This is a genomic window from Caulobacter segnis ATCC 21756 (assembly GCF_000092285.1).
GTDB classification, from domain to species: Bacteria; Pseudomonadota; Alphaproteobacteria; order Caulobacterales; family Caulobacteraceae; genus Caulobacter; species Caulobacter segnis.
Map to the genome: position 1 here is coordinate 3967563 of NC_014100.1, position 16793 is coordinate 3984355.

Genomic DNA, 16793 nt, shown 5'->3' on the forward strand with positions numbered 1-16793 from the left:
AAAATCGGCCTCCCCCATACTCCTATTCAGGGGCGAGTGGAGTACGGCGATGAGCGTTGAACCTTTTCCTCTGGCCCCGGATGATTTCGCCTCGATCTCCGGCGGCGACACCCCCAACGCCTTCGTCAACGCCGACTCCCGCGTCGGCATGGTGGCCGGCAAGACCAGCCTGACCATCCCGCAGGCGGCGTCCCAGCTGCTGCGCGGCGAACCTGGATGGTCGTTTCAACTGCAGCAGGCGGCGACGGTCAGCTACGCCTACCGCGCTTCCGCCTCGACGATGCCGAACGACACCGGCGGCTTCTCGACGTTCAGCGCCGCTCAGATCGCACAGACGGAGAAGGCGCTGGCCGCCTGGTCCGACGTCGCGCGCATCAGTTTCGTGCGGGTGGGCGAAGGGACCTCCGGCTCGGCAGCCTATAGCAATGAGGCGGCGATCCTGTTCGGCAACTACAGCTCCGGCGAGGACGGCGCCGCGGCCTTCGCATTCTATCCGGGCAACTACGCCACTTCGAACCGCTCCGGCGACGTCTGGATCAATTCGACCCTGAGCTACAACGCCAACCCGACCGGGACCAACTACGGCGGCATGGTGCTGATCCACGAGCTGGGCCACGCCATCGGCCTAGCGCACCCCGGGGACTACGACGCCGACGCCAACACCACCCTGACCTACGCCGCCAACGCCGGCTATTATGAGGACAGCCGCCAGTACACGGTGATGTCCTATTTCAGCGAGAGCAACACCGGCGGTTCGTTCAGCGGCGCCTACGCCTCCTCGCCCTTGCTGGACGACATCGCCGCCGCCCAGCTGGCCTACGGCGCCAACATGTCGACCCGGACCGGCGACACCGTCTACGGGTTCAACTCCAACGCCGGCCGCGACTGGTTCAGCGCGACCAGCACGTCGACCAGGCTGATCTTCGCCGTCTGGGACGCCGGCGGGACCGACACCCTCGACTTCTCGGGCTACAGGGTCGCCCAGACCATCGATCTGCGGGCCGGCTACTTCTCCAGCGTCGGCGGCCTGACCGGCAACGTCTCGATCGCCATCGGCGCGACGATCGAAAACGCGCTCGGCGGGACGGCGGCGGACATCATCAACGGCAACAGCGCGGCCAACCGCATCGTCGGCGGACAGGGCAATGACACGCTGGACGGCGGCCAGGGCGCGGACACCGCAGTGTTCTCCGGCAAGGTCGCCAGCTACGCCATCACGCCCCTTTCGACCGGCGGATGGCAGGTGAAGGACAACGCCGGGACCGACGGGACGGACGTCGTCGTCAATATCGAGAGCCTGGTCTTCGCGGACGGCGCCGTCTCGCTGGTCGACAGCCGCGTCGCGACGGCCATGGGCGGCCTGCTGCGCCTGAAGCCGCTGAGCGCCGGCGCCGAGACCCTGGCCAAGAGCCTGGCGGCCGATATGGCCGCCGGCGGGACCTATTCGAACGCCATCGCCCAGGTGATCACGGCGGCGGACTCGACCTCCTCGGTGGCGGTGATGTCCTACCAGTTCTTCACCGGCCGCACGCCGACGACGGCGGGCATGGACTATCTGATCGCGCCCGACGGCCCCAACGCCAACAACCTCAACAGCGCCTATTATCAGACCTTCGACTACGGCAACCGCTACATCAACTTCGCGGTGAACCTGGGCAAGGTGGGCGAAGGCGCCGCGGCGTTCACCACCGGCTACGGCGCGCTGTCCCTGACCGAGGCCACCCGCAAGGCCTATGCGGCGATCTTCGGCCTGAGCCCCACCGACCAGAAGCTGCACGACCTGCTGGACGCCAGCTTCACCCTGGGCGGCCAGACCATGACGCGGGCGGACTACTTCGCCTACTACGGCCAGGACGGGCTGAACGGCCAAGGGACCAAGGCGGCGATGGTCGGGTGGCTGCTGGGCGAAGCCGCCAAGGCCGATGTCGGCGTCTACGCCAAGTCCCTGGCGGCCATGTACGCCGACGAGCTGACCCGCGACGTGTTCGGCGTCGACCTGATCGGCGTCTACGCCAAGCCGGAATACAACCTCACCTGAATCCAATCCGGGCGCGGCGCGTTGGAACGAGGAGCGCCTTCGCTCCGGAGTTCAGCCATGCCGTACACCGTCCGCGCCCGCCACCTGCACGGGGGCCACGCCCGCCGCGTCGACGAACCCACCGCCGAAGCCGCCGCCGTCGCCTATCTGGAAGACTTCGGCCATGACGCAGACCAAGACGAGGCGGTCAGCCTGATCGTCCGCGACCAGGACACCGGCCGCGAGCAGTGCTTCCGCGTGGACTTGGCGACGGGAGAGACAGAGCCGTGCGGCTGAGAGCGCGCCTATCTAAGATTGCAAGCGTGATAGCGGACGCCTTCTGCTATCGGTGACCTTCCACGGGAGCGCCGCCGATGCATCTGACCGATCTGCCGCTGGTCCATGGCAAGCCGCCGGGCTGCGTCGTGGAAGGCTGCTTCACCCTGGAGTCGCCGCACTACGCCGGCGAGCCGGTAGAGGCCAAAGGCGCCCAGGTCGTCATCCTCCCGCGCACCGGATACGGCGCCTGGCTTCAATTGAGCGCCGTCACGCCCGACACTTCCGGGCTGTTCGCCCGCGGTCCCGAAGGCAATCGGCTGGCAATCCACCTGCCAGCCACGGTGGACCTGGAAAAGCTTCTTGAGGAGATCTCCAGGCCGACGGCCGATCCCGGACGCGGCCACATCGAGAGAGTCAGCCTTTCCGGCGTTTGCGCGCTTGGCTATTTCAGCGGACAGATCGCGAGCCTGGAAGTCCGGACCCAGATCCTGGAGGCCGGCCTGGGGGTGAGCTTTGTCGGAGACGCAGGCCCGCTGACCCTCAGCGCGCCCTTCGGGGTGACGCGGGAGCCCGAGCCGACCCTGGCCGACAGCCACATCCGGGCCGACTTCGTCATACCCTGGACGTACCTGACCTTGCTGAACTCGCCGCTGGCGCTCCTCGGGATCACGCCCGAGATTCGCGACGAACGTCCTGAGCAGCGTTTCGACTTCACTCGCCCAGGATTGGCGGGCGTCGCCCTGGATCGAAACTTTGACCTCGCCTACTTCCAGGGCCAGCTAAAAGTGCAGACCATCGAGAGGCCCGCGTCCGGCGTCGCGGCGCACGTCAATCTAAGGTTCCATCAAGCTGAGGAACCTCGGCCCTGCGTGGCGGCCCAGATAACCCAAACCGAGCTTGAGCTGACGCCAACGACCACGCCTTTTGTCTATGCCAACGGCTTTACCAGGGGAGAGTACGGGCGCGGCCCAAAGCTCAACCTGTTCGGCATGGGCTACGACGCCTGGATCAAGGCGCTGAGCGGCGAGACCACGGGACACCTGGAAATCCGCGGAAATTGCGTCGGCTTCCTCACCGAGGCCTGGGTTATCGACGCCGTGGCCGGACGCCACGCGGTGACGGCCTGCAGCCTAGACCTGGCGCTGGACGACTACGAACTGGTCGTGACCCTGCAAGGCGAGATCGACCGCCTGCTGACCTTCACCGGCCCGCCCCTTCCGCCGAAACTGGGGACAGGGTTCTCGGTGACCATGCACATCCCCCGCCTGTTCTTCACGCTCCGAGGGATGGACCTGCTGGAATGGGGCAAGCAGGAGCACAGGCTCCTTGAGGGAATAGGCTACCACTGACCGCCTTCACCCCCGGTGGCCGAAGCCGACGGCCACGAACAGGAAGCTGACGACGCAGGCCAGGACGAACGCGGCGGCGATCAGAACGATCACACCACCCTGGCGCCGCGCCTTCGGGTCCTCGTGGACCGGTTCGGTCGGATCGCTCACGATCGCCCTCCGGCGAAGACGGTCAAACCCTTCGACATGCGCGTCTCCCTGCTGAAAGCAGCAAGACGCATGGCGGCCTTAGGTTCCGACACGACGCGGCGAGCGGCCGGCGTAGCGCGGAGAATGTCTGGCGATGTCGAGGAGGAGAAGGATGGTGGACGCGACAGGGATTGAACCTGTGACCCCTACGATGTCAACGTAGTGCTCTCCCGCTGAGCTACGCGTCCGCCGAAGCGATCCGAAGCGCCTTCGTGAAGACGTCCCGGCCGGGAAGGTGTGGGGGTATAGCGGCGGCTTGGCCGGCGCGCAAGCCGCCCGAAAACTTTTTCGAATGGTTTTTTAGGCGGCCATCATCTTCTCCACCTCGGCGACCAGGTCGCGCAGGTGGACAGGCTTGGACAGCACCTTCGACCCGGCCGGCGCGCGGTCTTGCGCCGACAGGGCCACGGCGGCGAAGCCGGTGATGAACATGATGCGCAGGCTGGGATCGCGGGCGGCGGCCTGACGGGCCACCTCGATGCCGTCCATGCCGGGCATGACGATGTCGGTCAGCAGCAGGTCCCAGCTGTTGTCCAGGTGCTGGACGGCTTCCTCGCCATCCGCGCAGGCCTGGACCTCGAACCCGGCGCGTTCCAGCGCCCGGGCCAGGAAGCCGCGAAGGGAATCATCGTCTTCGGCGAGGAGGATGCGGGCCATGAGGTCACGTGTCCTGGAGATAAGAAAGTCGTAGCTTGGGGGCACCTTAGCAAGTTCAGCGTAAATCGGGGATGAACCTAAACGTCGCGGCTGTGGACGGATCGGCGCGCGGCTTGATGATCGGCAATTCGCCATTTGACCCTGGGGGCCTGGGCTTCGATGATGAGCCATGAGCGTTGCGCGGCCGATCGTGTCTGAAACGCTGGAAACCCTTGCGGGGCCAGCCTTCGAGGTGCTGCGCGCGGCTCCGGTCGGCGCTCCGCCGCCGACGGCGCTCGTCTTCGCCTCGCCGCATTCGGGCGGGGTCTATCCGCCGGACATGGTCGAGGCCGCCCGGCTGCCGGTCGAAACGCTGCGCGCCTCGGAGGACGCTTTCGTCGACCGCATCATCGCCGGCGCCCCCGCTTTGGGCGCGGCGGTGATTCTGGCCCGCCTGGCCCGCGCCTATGTCGACCTGAACCGCGAGCCGTGGGAGCTGGACCCGTCGATGTTCGACGAGGACCTGCCGGACTACGCCCAGGGCCGCACCGCGCGGGTGGCGGCGGGGCTGGGGGCGATTCCCCGGGTCGCCGGCGAGGGCCGCCCGATCTACGCCCGCAAGCTGACCTTCGCGGAGGCCCGCGACCGTATCGAGCTGGCCCACCGCCCCTATCACGACGCCCTGGACCGCCAACTGGCGGCGGCGCGGGCGGCGCATGGCGCGGCGATCCTGATCGACTGGCACTCGATGCCGGCCGCCGCCGCGCGCGGCCTGCGCGGCCGGGCCGGATCCTGCGACATCGTGCTGGGCGACCGCTTCGGCGCGGCCTGCTCGCCCAAGCTGACCGCCCTGGTCGAGCGCGAACTGGAAGCCCTCGGCTACCGCGTCGCCCGCAACGCGCCCTACGCCGGCGGCTACACCACCGAGCACTATGGTCGCCCGGCCAAGCGCACCCACGCCCTGCAGATTGAGATCAACCGCGCGCTCTACATGGACGAGGAGACGCGCGAGCCCACCGAGGGCCTGGAGAAGCTCACGGCCGACGCCGAAGCGCTGACGCGAACGCTCGCGGCGCTGGATGTGGCGGAGTTGAAGTAGTTTTTCTCCCCTTGCGGGAGAAGGTGTCGCCGCTAGGCGACGGATGAGGGGTTGAAAGACCTCTCGGCAAGGGCGGCGCCCCCTCACCCGGCGCTCCGCGCGCCCCTCTCCCACAAGGGGAGAGGGAAACCGTTCCCTCCGAACCCGGCGCGTTGTCATGGATCAACGACGTCCGCGGCCGCTCAGGCCAAAAAAAAAGCCCGGCGAAACCGCCGGGCCAGTTCATTAGGGAGGAAACGCCCAGGAAGGGCAGAAGCGGCAGCGCCGCCTCACGGGATTGTTTATAGGGTGCGACGCAAAATTGGGCAAGTAGAAAAATGCAGTTCAATTCCTATTTTTCTGAGGGGGATTGAAGCAACCCTTTATGCGACAAGGGTTACGCAGGGTCGGCGAAAGATCGTGCATAAATTTTAGTCATGTTGCGCCGCACAATTTGTTGCGACTGAAACCGTCTCTGTCGAGAACATCGCGCAAAGCCAAGTCCGGTAAGGGTTTGGCGATGACACCGGTTACCCGCGACAATGCTTTCCGATGGGTGGGGGTGGATAAATCGAGCGCAGTCGCGTAAAAGCCGCGCGCCTGACGCCTGACTCGTCATCCCTATTTCTCCCGAAAGTCCGTCCGTTCCCATGAACATGCGAAATATCGCCATCATCGCGCACGTCGATCATGGCAAGACCACCCTCGTCGACCAGCTGCTGGCTCAGTCCGGCGTGTTCCGCGCCAACGAAGCCACGACCGAACGGGCGATGGACTCCAACGACCAGGAGCGTGAGCGCGGCATCACCATCCTGGCCAAGTGCACCTCGGTGCTCTGGAACGGCGAAGCGGGCGAGACCCGCATCAACATCATCGACACCCCCGGCCACGCCGACTTCGGCGGCGAGGTCGAGCGCATCCTGGGCATGGTGGACGGCTGCGTCCTGCTGGTCGACGCCGAGGAAGGCGTCATGCCGCAGACCAAGTTCGTGCTGACCAAGGCGCTGAAGATGGGCCTGCGCCCGATCCTCTGCATCAACAAGGTCGACCGCGCCCACGCCGATCCGGACCGCGTGCACAACGCCGCCTTCGACCTGTTCGCCGCCATCGGCGCCACGGACGAGCAGCTGGACTTCCCGCACATCTACGCCTCGGGCCGCGCCGGCTGGGCCACGCTGGACCTGAACCAGCCCAGCGACACGCTCGCCCCGCTGTTCGACCTGATCGTGCGCCACGTGCCGCCGCCCAAGGTCGCCGAGAACAAGGACAAGCCGTTCCAGATCCTGAACGTGCTGATCGAAAGCGACCCGTTCCTGGGCCGTCTGCTGACCGGCCGCATCGAGAGCGGCAAGGCCGTCCCCGGCATGGCCATCCACGCCCTGGACCGTAACGGCAACGAGATCGAACGCGGCCGCATCACCAAGGTGCTGGCCTTCCGCGGCCTGAAGCGCCAGCCGGTCGACGAAGGCGCCGAGGCCGGCGACATCGTCGCCATCGCCGGCATGAGCAAGGCCACCGTGGCCGACACGCTCTGCGCCATGGAAGTCACCGAAGCGCTCCCCGCGCAGCCGATCGACCCGCCGACCATCTCGATGACCGTCTCGGTCAACGACTCGCCGCTGGCCGGTCGCGAAGGCGACAAGGTCCAGTCGCGCGTCATCCGCGACCGCCTGCTGAAGGAAGCCGAGAGCAACGTGGCCATCCGCGTCACCGAGACCTCGGAAAAGGACGCCTACGAAGTCGCCGGCCGCGGCGAACTGCAGCTGGGCGTGCTGATCGAGAACATGCGCCGCGAAGGCTTCGAAGTGTCGATCAGCCGTCCGCGCGTGGTGTTCCAGAACGATCCGGAAACCGGACAGCGCCTGGAGCCGATGGAAGACGTGATGATCGACGTGGACGACGAGTTCACCGGCATCGTCATCGAAAAGCTGTCGGCCCGTAAGGCCGAGCTGAAGGACATGGGACCGTCGGGCGCGGGCAAGACCCGCATCACCCTGCTGTCGCCGTCGCGCTCGCTGATCGGCTATCAGGGCGAGTTCCTGACCGATACCCGCGGTTCGGGCGTGCTGAACCGCGTGTTCAGCCACTACGAGCCGCACAAGGGCCCGATCGACCAGCAGCGCAAGGGCGTGCTCGTCTCGAACTCGGATGGTGAAACCGCCGCCTACGCGCTGTGGAACCTGGAAGAGCGCGGCGTGATGTTCGTCGGCGCTGGCGAAAAGACCTACCAGGGCATGATCATCGGCGAGAACAGCCGTTCGGACGACCTGGACGTCAACCCGATGAAGGCCAAGCAGCTGACCAACGTCCGCGCCTCGGGCAAGGACGAGTCGATTCGCCTGACCCCGCCGCGCAAGATGACCCTCGAGCAAGCCATCGCCTATATCGAGGACGACGAGCTGGTCGAGGTGACCCCGAAGAACATCCGCCTGCGCAAGCAGGTCCTGAACCCCTCGTTCCGCAAGAAGCGGGTGAAGGAAGACTAGTCGTCGGGTCTCCCCGACACGAAGAAGCCGCCGCCCCCTCGGGACGGCGGCTTTTTTCTTGGCGTCGGAAAACATGCTCCAAACCTGCGACGCGCGAGAACGAATGTGGCCCCTTACGTAAGGTCACCGCAACGGCTTGCCGGCTGCGCCCGAAAGGCGCGGTCACACTTAACCGCCAGTTTACATAAACGACGGATATCTTTCCGCGTGGGGAGCGGACTGCCCCCGGGGGATCAGGGCACTTGCGTTCCACGATCAGCGCGTTCGTCGGTCGAGAAACGACCGCACTTTTGTCTCGGATGCTGCCCGCCTTGCCTGAGGCGATGGCCGGCCGTGTCCGCATGGAGCAGGTGCAGAGCATCCTGCGCATGACGCCCGTCATGATGGGCGCCAACATCATCATCGCCATCCTGGTCGCCCTGGCGGGCCACGGCAGCCCCCGCGCCGACAGCCTGATCATCTGGGCGTGCCTGGTGGTCGCCTACGCCCTTCTGGGCCTGCGCGGCTGGGTCGCCTCCCAGCGCCGGCGAAGCGCCAACCAGATCGTCTCCGCCCGCGGCGTGCGCCGCATCACCTGGCAGGCGGGCCTGCTGGGCGTCCTGTGGGCCGCTCTCCCGATCATGACCATGCCGGCCGAGCAGGGCTTCGAAGGCTCGATGCCGATGATGGTCGCCTCGGTGATCGCCGGCATGATCGGCTGCGGCGGTTTCGCCCTTCTGACCCTGCCGGCCGCGGCCATCGCCTATTCGACGCCGATGGCGCTGGGCGCGCTGTGGGCGCTGTCGACGAGCCACGACCCGATCCTCTACGCCCTGGGCGGGCTCCTGATCTTCTGCCACGCCGTCGTGGTCGCCTCGTGCCTGTCGCACGCCAGGATCTTCGTCGACCGCCTGCTCGCCGCCGAGGAGCTGGACACCCAGCGCCAGGTGGTCAGCCTGCTGCTCAGCGACTTCGAGGAAGGCGCCAGCGACTGGCTGTGGGAGGTCGACTGCCAAGGCCGCATGACCTACGTCTCCGACCGCATGGTCGCCGCCGCGGGCGTCGAGCGGTCCAAGCTTCTGGGCCAGCCGATGTCGGACCTGTGCGGCGCCGCCGAGGGCCCCGACGGCCCGGTCGCGGCCCTCTCGGCCCTGTTCGTCGAGCAGAAGACCTTCCGCGACGTCGTCGTCTCGATCGAGGTCGGCGAGCAGACCCATTGGTGGTCGCTCTCGGCCAAGCCCGTCCACGACCTGGACGGCCACTTCACCGGCTTCCGCGGCGTCGGCGCCGACATCACCCAGGCCCGCGAGGACCAGGCCCGCATCTCGCGCCTGGCCCACTACGACGTGCTGACCCAGCTGCCCAACCGCCTGTCGTTCCTGCAGGCCCTGAGCCGCGCCTGGACCGAGCACGGCCGCGGCGACCGCGAGCCGCGCGGCGCGGGCTGCGCCGTGCTGTGCCTGGACCTCGACCACTTCAAGGGCGTCAACGACAGCCTGGGCCATCCGATCGGCGACGACCTGCTGGTGCAGGCCTCGGCCCGCCTGCGCGACTGCGTCGGCGAGATGGGCCTGGTCGCTCGCCTGGGCGGCGACGAGTTCGCCGTCGTCGTGGCCCCCTCGCCCGGGGCCGAGGCCCTGGGGGAGCTGGCCCGCGACATCGTCGACAGCCTGTCGCGTCCCTATGACGTCCGTGGCAACCACGTCCTGATCGGCGCCAGCGTCGGCATCGCCGAGGCCCCGCTGCACGCCGACGATCCGGACGGCCTGCTGAAGAACGCCGATCTGGCGCTCTACCAGGCCAAGGGCGACGGCCGCGGCGCCTATCGCTTCTTCGAGACATCGATGGACCTCTGGATCCAGCAGCGCCGCGAGCTGGAGATGGACCTGCGCGAAGCGCTGGAAAACGACGAGCTGAAGCTGTTCTTCCAGCCGCTGATGGGCCGCGACGGCAGCCAGATCACCGGCTTCGAGGCGCTGCTGCGCTGGCAGCATCCCCGCCGGGGCCTGGTCGCGCCGAACGAATTCGTCGAGTGCGCCGAGCAATGGGGCCTGATCGGCAAGATCGGCGAATGGGTGCTGGCCGAGGCCTGCCGCACGGCGGCGACCTGGCCCTCGCCCATGACCGTGGCCGTCAACCTCTCGCCCCACCAGTTCGCGTCCGGCGACCTCGTCGCCCAGGTGCGCAAGGCGCTGAAGGCCGCGCGCCTGGCCCCCTCGCGTCTGGAGCTGGAGATCACCGAGGGCCTGCTGCTGCAGGACAGCGCCACGACCCTGGACCAGCTGGCGCAGCTGAAGAAGCTGGGCGTGAAGATCGCCATGGACGACTTCGGCACCGGCTATTCCAGCCTGTCGTATCTGTGGCGGTTCCCGTTCGACAAGATCAAGATCGACCGCTCGTTCGTGGCCGAGATGCAGGACAACGCGGCCATCGCCGACATCCTGCGGACCATCGCCCTGCTGGGCCAGACCCTGAACCTGGAGGTCACCGCAGAGGGCGTCGAGACCGCCGACCAGGCCAAGCTGCTGTCGGAGATGCGCTGCGACCACTTCCAGGGCTTCCTGTACGGCCGCCCGATGCCCGTCGGCGACATCCCCAGCTTCCTGATGGCCGCCACGGCCCGCCGCCTGCGCGGCGAGGACCGTGACTGGCTTGAGGGTGAGGACGGGGCCGAGGAGAGCTTCGGCTAGCGCCGACTTAGCGCTTGCGGATCAGACCCAGCAGCCACAGCAGGATGACCGCGCCCAGCGTTGAGATCAGCAGGCTGCCCAGCAGTCCGAACATGTGGATGCCGAGCAGGCCGGCCACGAACGAACCGAGCAGCGCGCCGACCAGGCCGACGATCAGATTGGTCAGCAGGCCGTGATCGCGCTTCATGATCTTCTCGGCGATCCAGCCGGCCAGAATCCCGATGATGATCGCCCCGATGAAGCCGACGCCGTTCATGATTTCGCTCTCCGCTTGGTGAGCTTCGTCAATGCGCGAGCTTAGCTTCCGGTTCATCCGCGGCCGCCGAGATGCTACCCACCCTCATGGTCCATCCCGTCTTCGACAACCTGCCGACCACGATCTTCGAGCGCATGAGCGGCTTGGCCCGCCAGCACGGGGCGATCAATCTCGGCCAGGGCTTTCCGGACGACCAAGGCCCCCTGCCCGTCCGTGAGGCCGCCGCGCGGGCGCTGATCGAGGGCTCGAACCAGTATCCGCCGATGCGCGGCCTGCCGGCGCTGCGCGCCGCCGTCGCGGAGCACTATGGGCGGACGCAGGACCTGACGCTCGACCCCGAGACCGAGATCACCGTCACGTCCGGCGCGACCGAGGCCCTGGCGGCGGCGTTCCTGTCGCTGATCTCGCCCGGCGACGAGGTCGTGCTGTTCCAGCCGCTGTACGACGCCTACCTGCCGCTGGTGCGCCGGGCGGGCGGCGTTCCGCGCCTGGTGTCGCTGAAGCCCCCGCACTGGCGCTTTGACCGCGAGAGGCTCGAGGCGGCGTTCTCGCCGCGTACGAGGATGGTGGTGCTGAACAGCCCCCTGAACCCGGCCGGCGTCGTCACGCCCGACGAGGACCTGGCCCTGCTGGCCGAGTTCTGCGTCCGCCACGACGTGGTCGCGGTCTGTGACGAGGTCTGGGAGGCCGTGGTGTTCGACGGTCGCCGCCACCGGCCGCTGATGACCTTCCCCGGCATGCGCGAGCGGACGGTCAAGATCGGCTCGGCCGGCAAGCTGTTCGGCATGACCGGCTGGAAGGTCGGCTTCCTGTGCGCCGCCCCGCCCCTGACCCGCGCCCTGGCCGCCGCCCACCAGTTCCTGACCTTCACCACCCCGCCGAACCTGCAAGCGGGCGTGGCCTGGGGCCTGGAGCACCACCGCGCCTGGTTCGACGAGATGCCGGCCGCGCTGCAGCGCTCACGCGACCGCCTGACGGCTGGCCTGCGGGCCGCCGGCTATGTCGTTCTGGAGAGCCAGGGGACCTATTTCCTGAACGTCGACCTCGTCGCGTCAGGGATCGCGGAAAACGACGTCGCCTTCTGCGAGCGCTGCGTCACCGACTTCGGCGTCGCGGCGATTCCGGTCTCGGCGTTCTTCGCGGAGGACGCCGTGACCACCGTCGTTCGGCTGTGCTTCGCCAAGACCGACGCGACGCTGGACACGGCCGTGCAGCGCCTGGCGGCGGCCCGCGAGGCGATGACGGCCTAGAACGTTCTCCGGGACGCGCGGCGCGCCTAGATGGCGAAGCCGTGCTCGCCGGAAACCCGGATCTGGCAGGCCTGGCCCTGCTGAATGTGCTCGCGCGCGCGCCGAGCCGCCGAGGCCTTGGCGATGTCCTTGTCGGCGGAGGCGCCGAAGAACACGCCGCCCTCCTCGGCCGCCCACAGGCCGTCGCTGCGGCAGACGGTGATGACGATGCGGTGGATGTCGGGCTTGCTCATGGGGCGCTCTCTGGGATGGGGGGATGCGCCACGGGGCGTGGAAGCCTCGTCGCGCCTGGGATGGGCGATGTCAGGACTTGGGCGCGTCGTCGTCCGACGACGCGTCGGCTCCGCCCTGCTGGAGATAGGTCAGTCCCGCGGGCGTCGGACGCCAGCCGCCCGGACCGTGCCGCGCGAGGCCCAGCTGCGCCAGCGCCTGCGCGTCGCGGATGTTCACCGCGTCCAGATCGCCGGTGCGAATCCGGCGTTCCAGCTGGCGCAGCGCGCGTAGCGCCTCGGCCGACAGGCCGCGGCCGCCCTGGTCGCGCTCGGGCTCGGAGACAAGGCTGAGCCCAGCGGGGCGGGCGCGGTCGTCGTCGGGGTTGGACATCATGGACTTCCGGCGGCCGGGTCAGACCGTCGCCGACGCGCCAGATCGCCCTAGCGCGGGACGCGGGAGGGCGCGGAGGCGCGCGGCCATGTCGCGGCGCATGCCGCTCTCGCGGTCGGCGGGCGAGCGCGCGCCGGCGGGCGTGGCGAAAGCCGTCATCAGCGTCTGGTGCACGAGGAAGCGCGAGGCGTTGACGTCCAGCTGGAATCCATCGGCGAGCCGGTGCAGGTCGTGGGACAGGCTGACGATCTGCAGATGATCTTGATGACGAGCCGGCATGATCGTTTCCTTCAATCGCCACGCATCGCGGAGGATGATCCGCACAAGCTTCACGGCGCCGAAACACAAGCAGCTTCAGCGTCGGAAAATTGTTCCGCTAGAGCGGAAAATAATCTGGGGCGAAAATTCTCAAGAACCATGCGCCTTTTCCCCTCTGAATGATAGCAAAACCCATCAAGGGAATGTTTTTATTTACCTTTGAACCTTGGGTCGGCTGATGAATTGATGAGGAAGATCGCCACGGGCGATGTTCTCACTTTCCGGATGCGCCATGCTTTTTGAGGTCGAAGCCTCCCTCACCTACGACTTCCCCGAACCGTGCGAGGTGCTGCTGCTGGTCGAGGCCGCGCACGGCGCCGGCCAGACCGTGATTTCGGACGCCCTGACCTTCTGGCCGCCGGTCGAGGCCGTGCGCGTCGACGATCCGGTCACCGGCGAGCGCCGCACCGTTTTCTCGGCGGCGGGCCGCGTGAACGCCCTTTATCGCGGCAGGATCGACGTGGCGCCGGACAGCCAGCCCCTGACGGACGCCGCCGAGATGGCGATCCGCGATCTTCCCAGCGACGTGCTGCCCTATCTCCGCGCCAGCCGCTACAGCCCCTCCGACCGGCTCCTGCGCTTTGTCGAGCGCGAGTTCGGCGGCCTCAAGGGCGGCCCCAAGGTCGAGGCGATCCTGAGCTGGATCGCCCATCACGTGGACTACGAGGCCGGCGTCAGCCACTCGGGCACCACCGCGATCGACACCTTCATCGATCGCGCCGGCGTCTGCCGCGACTTCAGCCATCTGGTCATCGCCCTGTGCCGGGCTGCCAATGTCCCGGCGCGCGCGGTCAGCGCCTACGCCTGGAAGCTGGAGCCGCCCGATCTCCACGCGGTGGCCGAGGTGTTCGTGGGCGGCCGCTGGCGGCTCGTCGACGCCACGGGCCTGGCGCCCATCGACGGCCTGGTCCGGGTGGCCACCGGCCGGGACGCCGCCGACATCGCCTTCATGACGATCTTTGGAAGCGCTTATCTCGTCGAGCAGCACTTCAGGATCGACAAGGTCGGCGGCTAGGCCATGCCCAGGCGGCTCCATGGAGGACAGAGTCCGCCCCCGGGCCTGGGGCCTTTCAGCTACAGCTTCCGCCCCAGTCCGGCGGGACGTGGCGGCGCGATCCTGATCCGTGGTCCCGAAGGCGCCCCGCCTCCCGCTCCGGGGGACCTGCTCACCCTGGCCCTCGACGATGATCGCGACGCCCAGTTCGAAGTGACCGAGATCACGAACGCCGCCGACGGCTGGTGGGCCAGCTGCGAGCGCAGGGGCCGCTCCGACGGCGAGGATGGCGACTGAGCGGACGGCGGCGGGCGGTCATCGCCAAGGGCGGATTGGGAGATGAATACGCGTCAGGGAAAGGCTATCGACGTCCGCGATTCATAAAGACGACGATGAGCGCCCCACTGATCGCCACGAGGACCGCGATCCAGCTAGCGGGTGTGAAGTCGGACATTGGAGCCTCCAGCGCAGGGAGTGGAAGCGAGCGGCCTTCCATCTCGCTATGCTACCCGCCTAAGCGAACTTTCGGAACGCCCCACAAGGGTGGGAAAGTTGACATTCGCCTAGTGGGCGGAGGCCTTGGAAAACACGTTCATCACCACGACGCCTATCACTATGAGAGCCATGCCGATCAACGCAGGTGCGTCCAACTTTTGCCCCTGCAACGCCCATGCAGCTAGCGAGATCAGGACGATGCCGACGCCTGACCAGATAGCGTACGCGATGCCCGTCGGAATGACCTTCAGCGTTTGCGATAGGAAGAAGAAGGCAACGCCGTAACCTATCACGGTCACCACGCTCCAAAGCGGCTTTGTAAAGCCGGCTGATTGCTTCATCGCCGTGGTTGCGACGACTTCGGAAACGATGGCGACCGCTAGTAGGAGGTATTTCATGGGGCGTCCCTACCACAGGCTTTAAGGTGAAAATCTGACGGCGGTGGCCGCGCAGCGAACGCCCTGGATGTCCGCTAGGAGCTATTTCGCGCTCTTCTGCGCTGCGCCATGGAAATCCATCAACGCCCCATAGGCGGGGACCACGTGGTCGACCATGACCTGGGCGAAGTCCATCGCTTCCGGACGATCCCAGGTCTTCATGACCTCGGACATCAGCGCGAAGGTGTCGATCGGCATCGCGCCGGCCTGCGTGACCCGGGCGATCGTGAGGTCGGTCGCCATCTGGGACAGGTTACCCGAGGCGTCCACGATGCAGAACACCTTGTACCCTTCGGCAAGGGCGCTGAGGGCGGGCAAAGCCATGCAAATGCTGGTCAGCGTGCCGGCGATGAGCAGGGTCTTGCGCTTGGTGCTCTCGACGGCTTCAACAAAGGGACGGTGATCCCACGCGTTGATCGGCCCGTTGCGCGGAACGTGCACCGCGTCGGGATTGCTCTGATGGATCTCGGGAATGATCGGACCGTTCGGACCGTCGGGAACGGACGCCGTCGTGATGGTCGGGATCTTGGCGATCCGCGCCACCTTCGCCAGCGTAACCACGTTGTTGCGCAGGGTCGTAAAATCCATATCGCGAACCAGCTGGAACAGTCCGCTCTGGTGATCGATCAGCAGCAGGACGGCGTCGTCGGCGTCGATCATCCACTTGTTCGAGGTCATGGTGTTTCCTTTGTCTTAGGGGGCTGGAAAAGCTGCGGCTCCGCAGCGGGGAGGTGCAGTCTCGACCGCGCCTGTTGGCTTTCAGATGCGTTCAGGCGGCGCGCGTCAGGGAAAGACGAGCTCGCCCTCATCGCCCGGGGGCTCGCGCCCCCAGGCGAGAGTTCAGAGGCGGCCCTTGGCCACGAGGGTGTCGCGGATCTCATCGATCCGAGCCTCGCCGGCCTGGAGGGCTTCGGCGGAGGTGTGGACGGAGTAGTAGCCGAGCACGAGATCGTGCGGGTGGCGCACCGCCGAGCCAAGCATGAACTCGGTGTCGGTGAGGGCCTTGAACTCGACGGGATCGGCGCCGGGCTCAAAGACGACGATTTCGCCGTGATCGAGCGTCTCGTGTGAGGCCTCGACAGCTCCCTTGCCCAGCGCAATCCACAGGACCGAGTGGTCTTGCGGCGGCGCGTACCGCCAGGTCTCGCCGGCCTTGAGGCGGACCGCCAGATAGTTGATCGGGGACGGGGCTTCGATGGCGCTGGCGCCGCCGCCATAGCGGCCCAGAAGCACCCGGGCGGGACCCACCTGAGGGATATCGGCCGCGCCCTGGTAGAGGCTTTCGGAGGCGCCCAGTTCCAGGTGCGGCGGCAGCGCCACCCAGAGCTGAAAGCCGCGTGTCCGACCGGGGTCGCCGGCGCCGCCGGAATGCCAGACCCCCTTGCCGGCGCGCATCCATTCCACGCCGCCGGCGCGCAGGATGCCGGTGGCGCCATTGGTGTCCTCGTAGCTGATGCTGCCTTCGGCGATGTAGGTGAGCGTGGCCAGGCCCGAGTGGGGATGCAGGCCAAAGTTGGGGAAACGATCGGCTTTGCTGTCGAGCAGGTCCAGGAAGACGAAGGGCTTCAGGATCTCGCCCAGGTCTCCGGGGCTCATCAACCGCGTGACGGCCCCATGGGTTCGGCCGCGGGTGCGGTGGATGATTTGGCGCGGAGGGGGGCTGGCGACGTGGATGGCTGCGGACATGACGACCTCGATGGAACGGAGGGAGGAAGGCTGTGCGTCGGGCCGGGGGAA

18 protein-coding genes and 1 tRNA gene are annotated in these 16793 nt (G+C 67.3%); 9 read left to right on the plus strand and 10 right to left on the minus strand.

Features of this window, described 5'->3' with window-relative positions; all coding sequences use genetic code 11:
* Positions 1-49 precede the first annotated feature (49 nt).
* From sapA to CSEG_RS18150, 3 genes are all read left to right on the plus strand, one after another.
* The gene (sapA, locus tag CSEG_RS18140; RefSeq protein WP_013080686.1) at positions 50-2038 is read left to right on the plus strand and encodes a protease SapA; all 1989 of its coding nucleotides are present in this window, start codon (positions 50-52) and stop codon (positions 2036-2038) included.
* Between the two features lie 57 nt (positions 2039-2095).
* Positions 2096-2314, plus strand: a complete 219-nt coding sequence (locus CSEG_RS18145) for a DUF5961 family protein (RefSeq protein ID WP_013080687.1) — start codon at positions 2096-2098, stop codon at positions 2312-2314.
* 77 nt (positions 2315-2391) lie between these two features.
* On the plus strand, positions 2392-3645 hold the full coding sequence (locus CSEG_RS18150) for a hypothetical protein (RefSeq protein ID WP_013080688.1): 1254 nt from the start codon (positions 2392-2394) through the stop codon (positions 3643-3645).
* A gap of 6 nt (positions 3646-3651) precedes the next feature.
* Here CSEG_RS18150 and CSEG_RS22735 read toward each other — a convergent pair whose 3' ends face one another.
* The 3 genes from CSEG_RS22735 to cpdR form a co-directional block, all read right to left on the minus strand.
* Complete coding sequence (locus CSEG_RS22735; protein ID WP_013080689.1) at positions 3652-3795, minus strand: hypothetical protein; 144 nt, start codon at positions 3793-3795, stop codon at positions 3652-3654.
* A 152-nt stretch (positions 3796-3947) separates the two neighbouring features.
* Positions 3948-4022, minus strand: a tRNA-Val gene (locus CSEG_RS18155).
* A 112-nt stretch (positions 4023-4134) separates the two neighbouring features.
* Positions 4135-4491: a cell cycle two-component system response regulator CpdR gene (gene cpdR / locus CSEG_RS18160; protein ID WP_013080690.1), complete on the minus strand. Its 357-nt coding sequence runs from the start codon at positions 4489-4491 to the stop codon at positions 4135-4137.
* 169 nt (positions 4492-4660) lie between these two features.
* Here cpdR and CSEG_RS18165 point away from each other — a divergent pair, with 169 nt between their 5' ends.
* The 3 genes from CSEG_RS18165 to CSEG_RS18175 all read left to right on the plus strand — a co-directional run bounded on the left by CSEG_RS18165 (position 4661) and on the right by CSEG_RS18175 (position 10703).
* Positions 4661-5569, plus strand: coding sequence for an N-formylglutamate amidohydrolase (locus CSEG_RS18165; protein ID WP_013080691.1), 909 nt, complete (start codon positions 4661-4663; stop codon positions 5567-5569).
* Positions 5570-6198: 629 nt separating this feature from the next.
* Positions 6199-8034, plus strand: coding sequence for a translational GTPase TypA (gene typA, locus CSEG_RS18170; protein ID WP_013080692.1), 1836 nt, complete (start codon positions 6199-6201; stop codon positions 8032-8034).
* Between the two features lie 299 nt (positions 8035-8333).
* Positions 8334-10703, plus strand: coding sequence for a putative bifunctional diguanylate cyclase/phosphodiesterase (locus tag CSEG_RS18175; RefSeq protein ID WP_013080693.1), 2370 nt, complete (start codon positions 8334-8336; stop codon positions 10701-10703).
* Positions 10704-10710: 7 nt separating this feature from the next.
* Here the strand turns inward: CSEG_RS18175 and CSEG_RS18180 are convergent, their stop codons facing one another.
* On the minus strand, positions 10711-10959 hold the full coding sequence (locus CSEG_RS18180) for a GlsB/YeaQ/YmgE family stress response membrane protein (protein ID WP_013080694.1): 249 nt from the start codon (positions 10957-10959) through the stop codon (positions 10711-10713).
* 86 nt (positions 10960-11045) lie between these two features.
* Between CSEG_RS18180 and CSEG_RS18185 the strand changes: the two genes are divergently transcribed.
* Entirely contained in the window at positions 11046-12209 is a 1164-nt protein-coding gene (locus CSEG_RS18185; protein ID WP_013080695.1) for an aminotransferase, read from the plus strand.
* 26 nt (positions 12210-12235) lie between these two features.
* Here the strand turns inward: CSEG_RS18185 and CSEG_RS18190 are convergent, their stop codons facing one another.
* The 3 genes from CSEG_RS18190 to CSEG_RS18200 form a co-directional block, all read right to left on the minus strand.
* The gene (locus CSEG_RS18190) at positions 12236-12442 is read right to left on the minus strand and encodes a hypothetical protein (RefSeq protein WP_013080696.1); all 207 of its coding nucleotides are present in this window, start codon (positions 12440-12442) and stop codon (positions 12236-12238) included.
* 70 nt (positions 12443-12512) lie between these two features.
* Positions 12513-12815, minus strand: coding sequence for a hypothetical protein (locus tag CSEG_RS18195; protein ID WP_013080697.1), 303 nt, complete (start codon positions 12813-12815; stop codon positions 12513-12515).
* Positions 12816-12833: 18 nt separating this feature from the next.
* On the minus strand, positions 12834-13091 hold the full coding sequence (locus CSEG_RS18200) for a hypothetical protein (protein ID WP_013080698.1): 258 nt from the start codon (positions 13089-13091) through the stop codon (positions 12834-12836).
* Positions 13092-13362: 271 nt separating this feature from the next.
* On the opposite strand from CSEG_RS18200, the gene CSEG_RS18205 reads away from it, so the two are divergent.
* Both CSEG_RS18205 and CSEG_RS18210 read left to right on the plus strand, forming a co-directional pair.
* Complete coding sequence (locus CSEG_RS18205; RefSeq protein WP_013080699.1) at positions 13363-14145, plus strand: transglutaminase-like domain-containing protein; 783 nt, start codon at positions 13363-13365, stop codon at positions 14143-14145.
* A 3-nt stretch (positions 14146-14148) separates the two neighbouring features.
* The gene (locus tag CSEG_RS18210; protein WP_013080700.1) at positions 14149-14421 is read left to right on the plus strand and encodes a hypothetical protein; all 273 of its coding nucleotides are present in this window, start codon (positions 14149-14151) and stop codon (positions 14419-14421) included.
* A 266-nt stretch (positions 14422-14687) separates the two neighbouring features.
* Here the strand turns inward: CSEG_RS18210 and CSEG_RS18215 are convergent, their stop codons facing one another.
* The 3 genes from CSEG_RS18215 to CSEG_RS18225 all read right to left on the minus strand — a co-directional run bounded on the left by CSEG_RS18215 (position 14688) and on the right by CSEG_RS18225 (position 16742).
* Positions 14688-15017 carry an SMR family transporter gene (locus CSEG_RS18215; RefSeq protein ID WP_013080701.1) on the minus strand — a complete coding sequence of 110 codons (330 nt, stop codon included), beginning with the start codon at positions 15015-15017 and terminating at the stop codon, positions 14688-14690.
* 81 nt (positions 15018-15098) lie between these two features.
* Positions 15099-15734, minus strand: a complete 636-nt coding sequence (locus tag CSEG_RS18220) for an isochorismatase family protein (RefSeq protein WP_013080702.1) — start codon at positions 15732-15734, stop codon at positions 15099-15101.
* Between the two features lie 162 nt (positions 15735-15896).
* Positions 15897-16742 (minus strand): pirin family protein, encoded by an 846-nt coding sequence (locus CSEG_RS18225; RefSeq protein ID WP_013080703.1) that lies wholly within the window; start codon positions 16740-16742, stop codon positions 15897-15899.
* Positions 16743-16793 lie beyond the last annotated feature (51 nt).

Coding starts and splice junctions, on each gene's coding strand:
- sapA (WP_013080686.1), top strand. CDS start 50: ATGAGCGTTGAACCTTTTCCTCTGGCCCCGGATGATTTCGCCTCGATC.
- CSEG_RS18145 (WP_013080687.1), top strand. CDS start 2,096: ATGCCGTACACCGTCCGCGCCCGCCACCTGCACGGGGGCCACGCCCGC.
- CSEG_RS18150 (WP_013080688.1), top strand. CDS start 2,392: ATGCATCTGACCGATCTGCCGCTGGTCCATGGCAAGCCGCCGGGCTGC.
- cpdR (WP_013080690.1), bottom strand. CDS start 4,491: ATGGCCCGCATCCTCCTCGCCGAAGACGATGATTCCCTTCGCGGCTTC.
- CSEG_RS18165 (WP_013080691.1), top strand. CDS start 4,661: ATGAGCGTTGCGCGGCCGATCGTGTCTGAAACGCTGGAAACCCTTGCG.
- typA (WP_013080692.1), top strand. CDS start 6,199: ATGAACATGCGAAATATCGCCATCATCGCGCACGTCGATCATGGCAAG.
- CSEG_RS18175 (WP_013080693.1), top strand. CDS start 8,334: ATGCTGCCCGCCTTGCCTGAGGCGATGGCCGGCCGTGTCCGCATGGAG.
- CSEG_RS18180 (WP_013080694.1), bottom strand. CDS start 10,959: ATGAACGGCGTCGGCTTCATCGGGGCGATCATCATCGGGATTCTGGCC.
- CSEG_RS18185 (WP_013080695.1), top strand. CDS start 11,046: ATGGTCCATCCCGTCTTCGACAACCTGCCGACCACGATCTTCGAGCGC.
- CSEG_RS18190 (WP_013080696.1), bottom strand. CDS start 12,442: ATGAGCAAGCCCGACATCCACCGCATCGTCATCACCGTCTGCCGCAGC.
- CSEG_RS18195 (WP_013080697.1), bottom strand. CDS start 12,815: ATGATGTCCAACCCCGACGACGACCGCGCCCGCCCCGCTGGGCTCAGC.
- CSEG_RS18200 (WP_013080698.1), bottom strand. CDS start 13,091: ATGCCGGCTCGTCATCAAGATCATCTGCAGATCGTCAGCCTGTCCCAC.
- CSEG_RS18205 (WP_013080699.1), top strand. CDS start 13,363: ATGCTTTTTGAGGTCGAAGCCTCCCTCACCTACGACTTCCCCGAACCG.
- CSEG_RS18210 (WP_013080700.1), top strand. CDS start 14,149: ATGCCCAGGCGGCTCCATGGAGGACAGAGTCCGCCCCCGGGCCTGGGG.
- CSEG_RS18215 (WP_013080701.1), bottom strand. CDS start 15,017: ATGAAATACCTCCTACTAGCGGTCGCCATCGTTTCCGAAGTCGTCGCA.
- CSEG_RS18220 (WP_013080702.1), bottom strand. CDS start 15,734: ATGACCTCGAACAAGTGGATGATCGACGCCGACGACGCCGTCCTGCTG.
- CSEG_RS18225 (WP_013080703.1), bottom strand. CDS start 16,742: ATGTCCGCAGCCATCCACGTCGCCAGCCCCCCTCCGCGCCAAATCATC.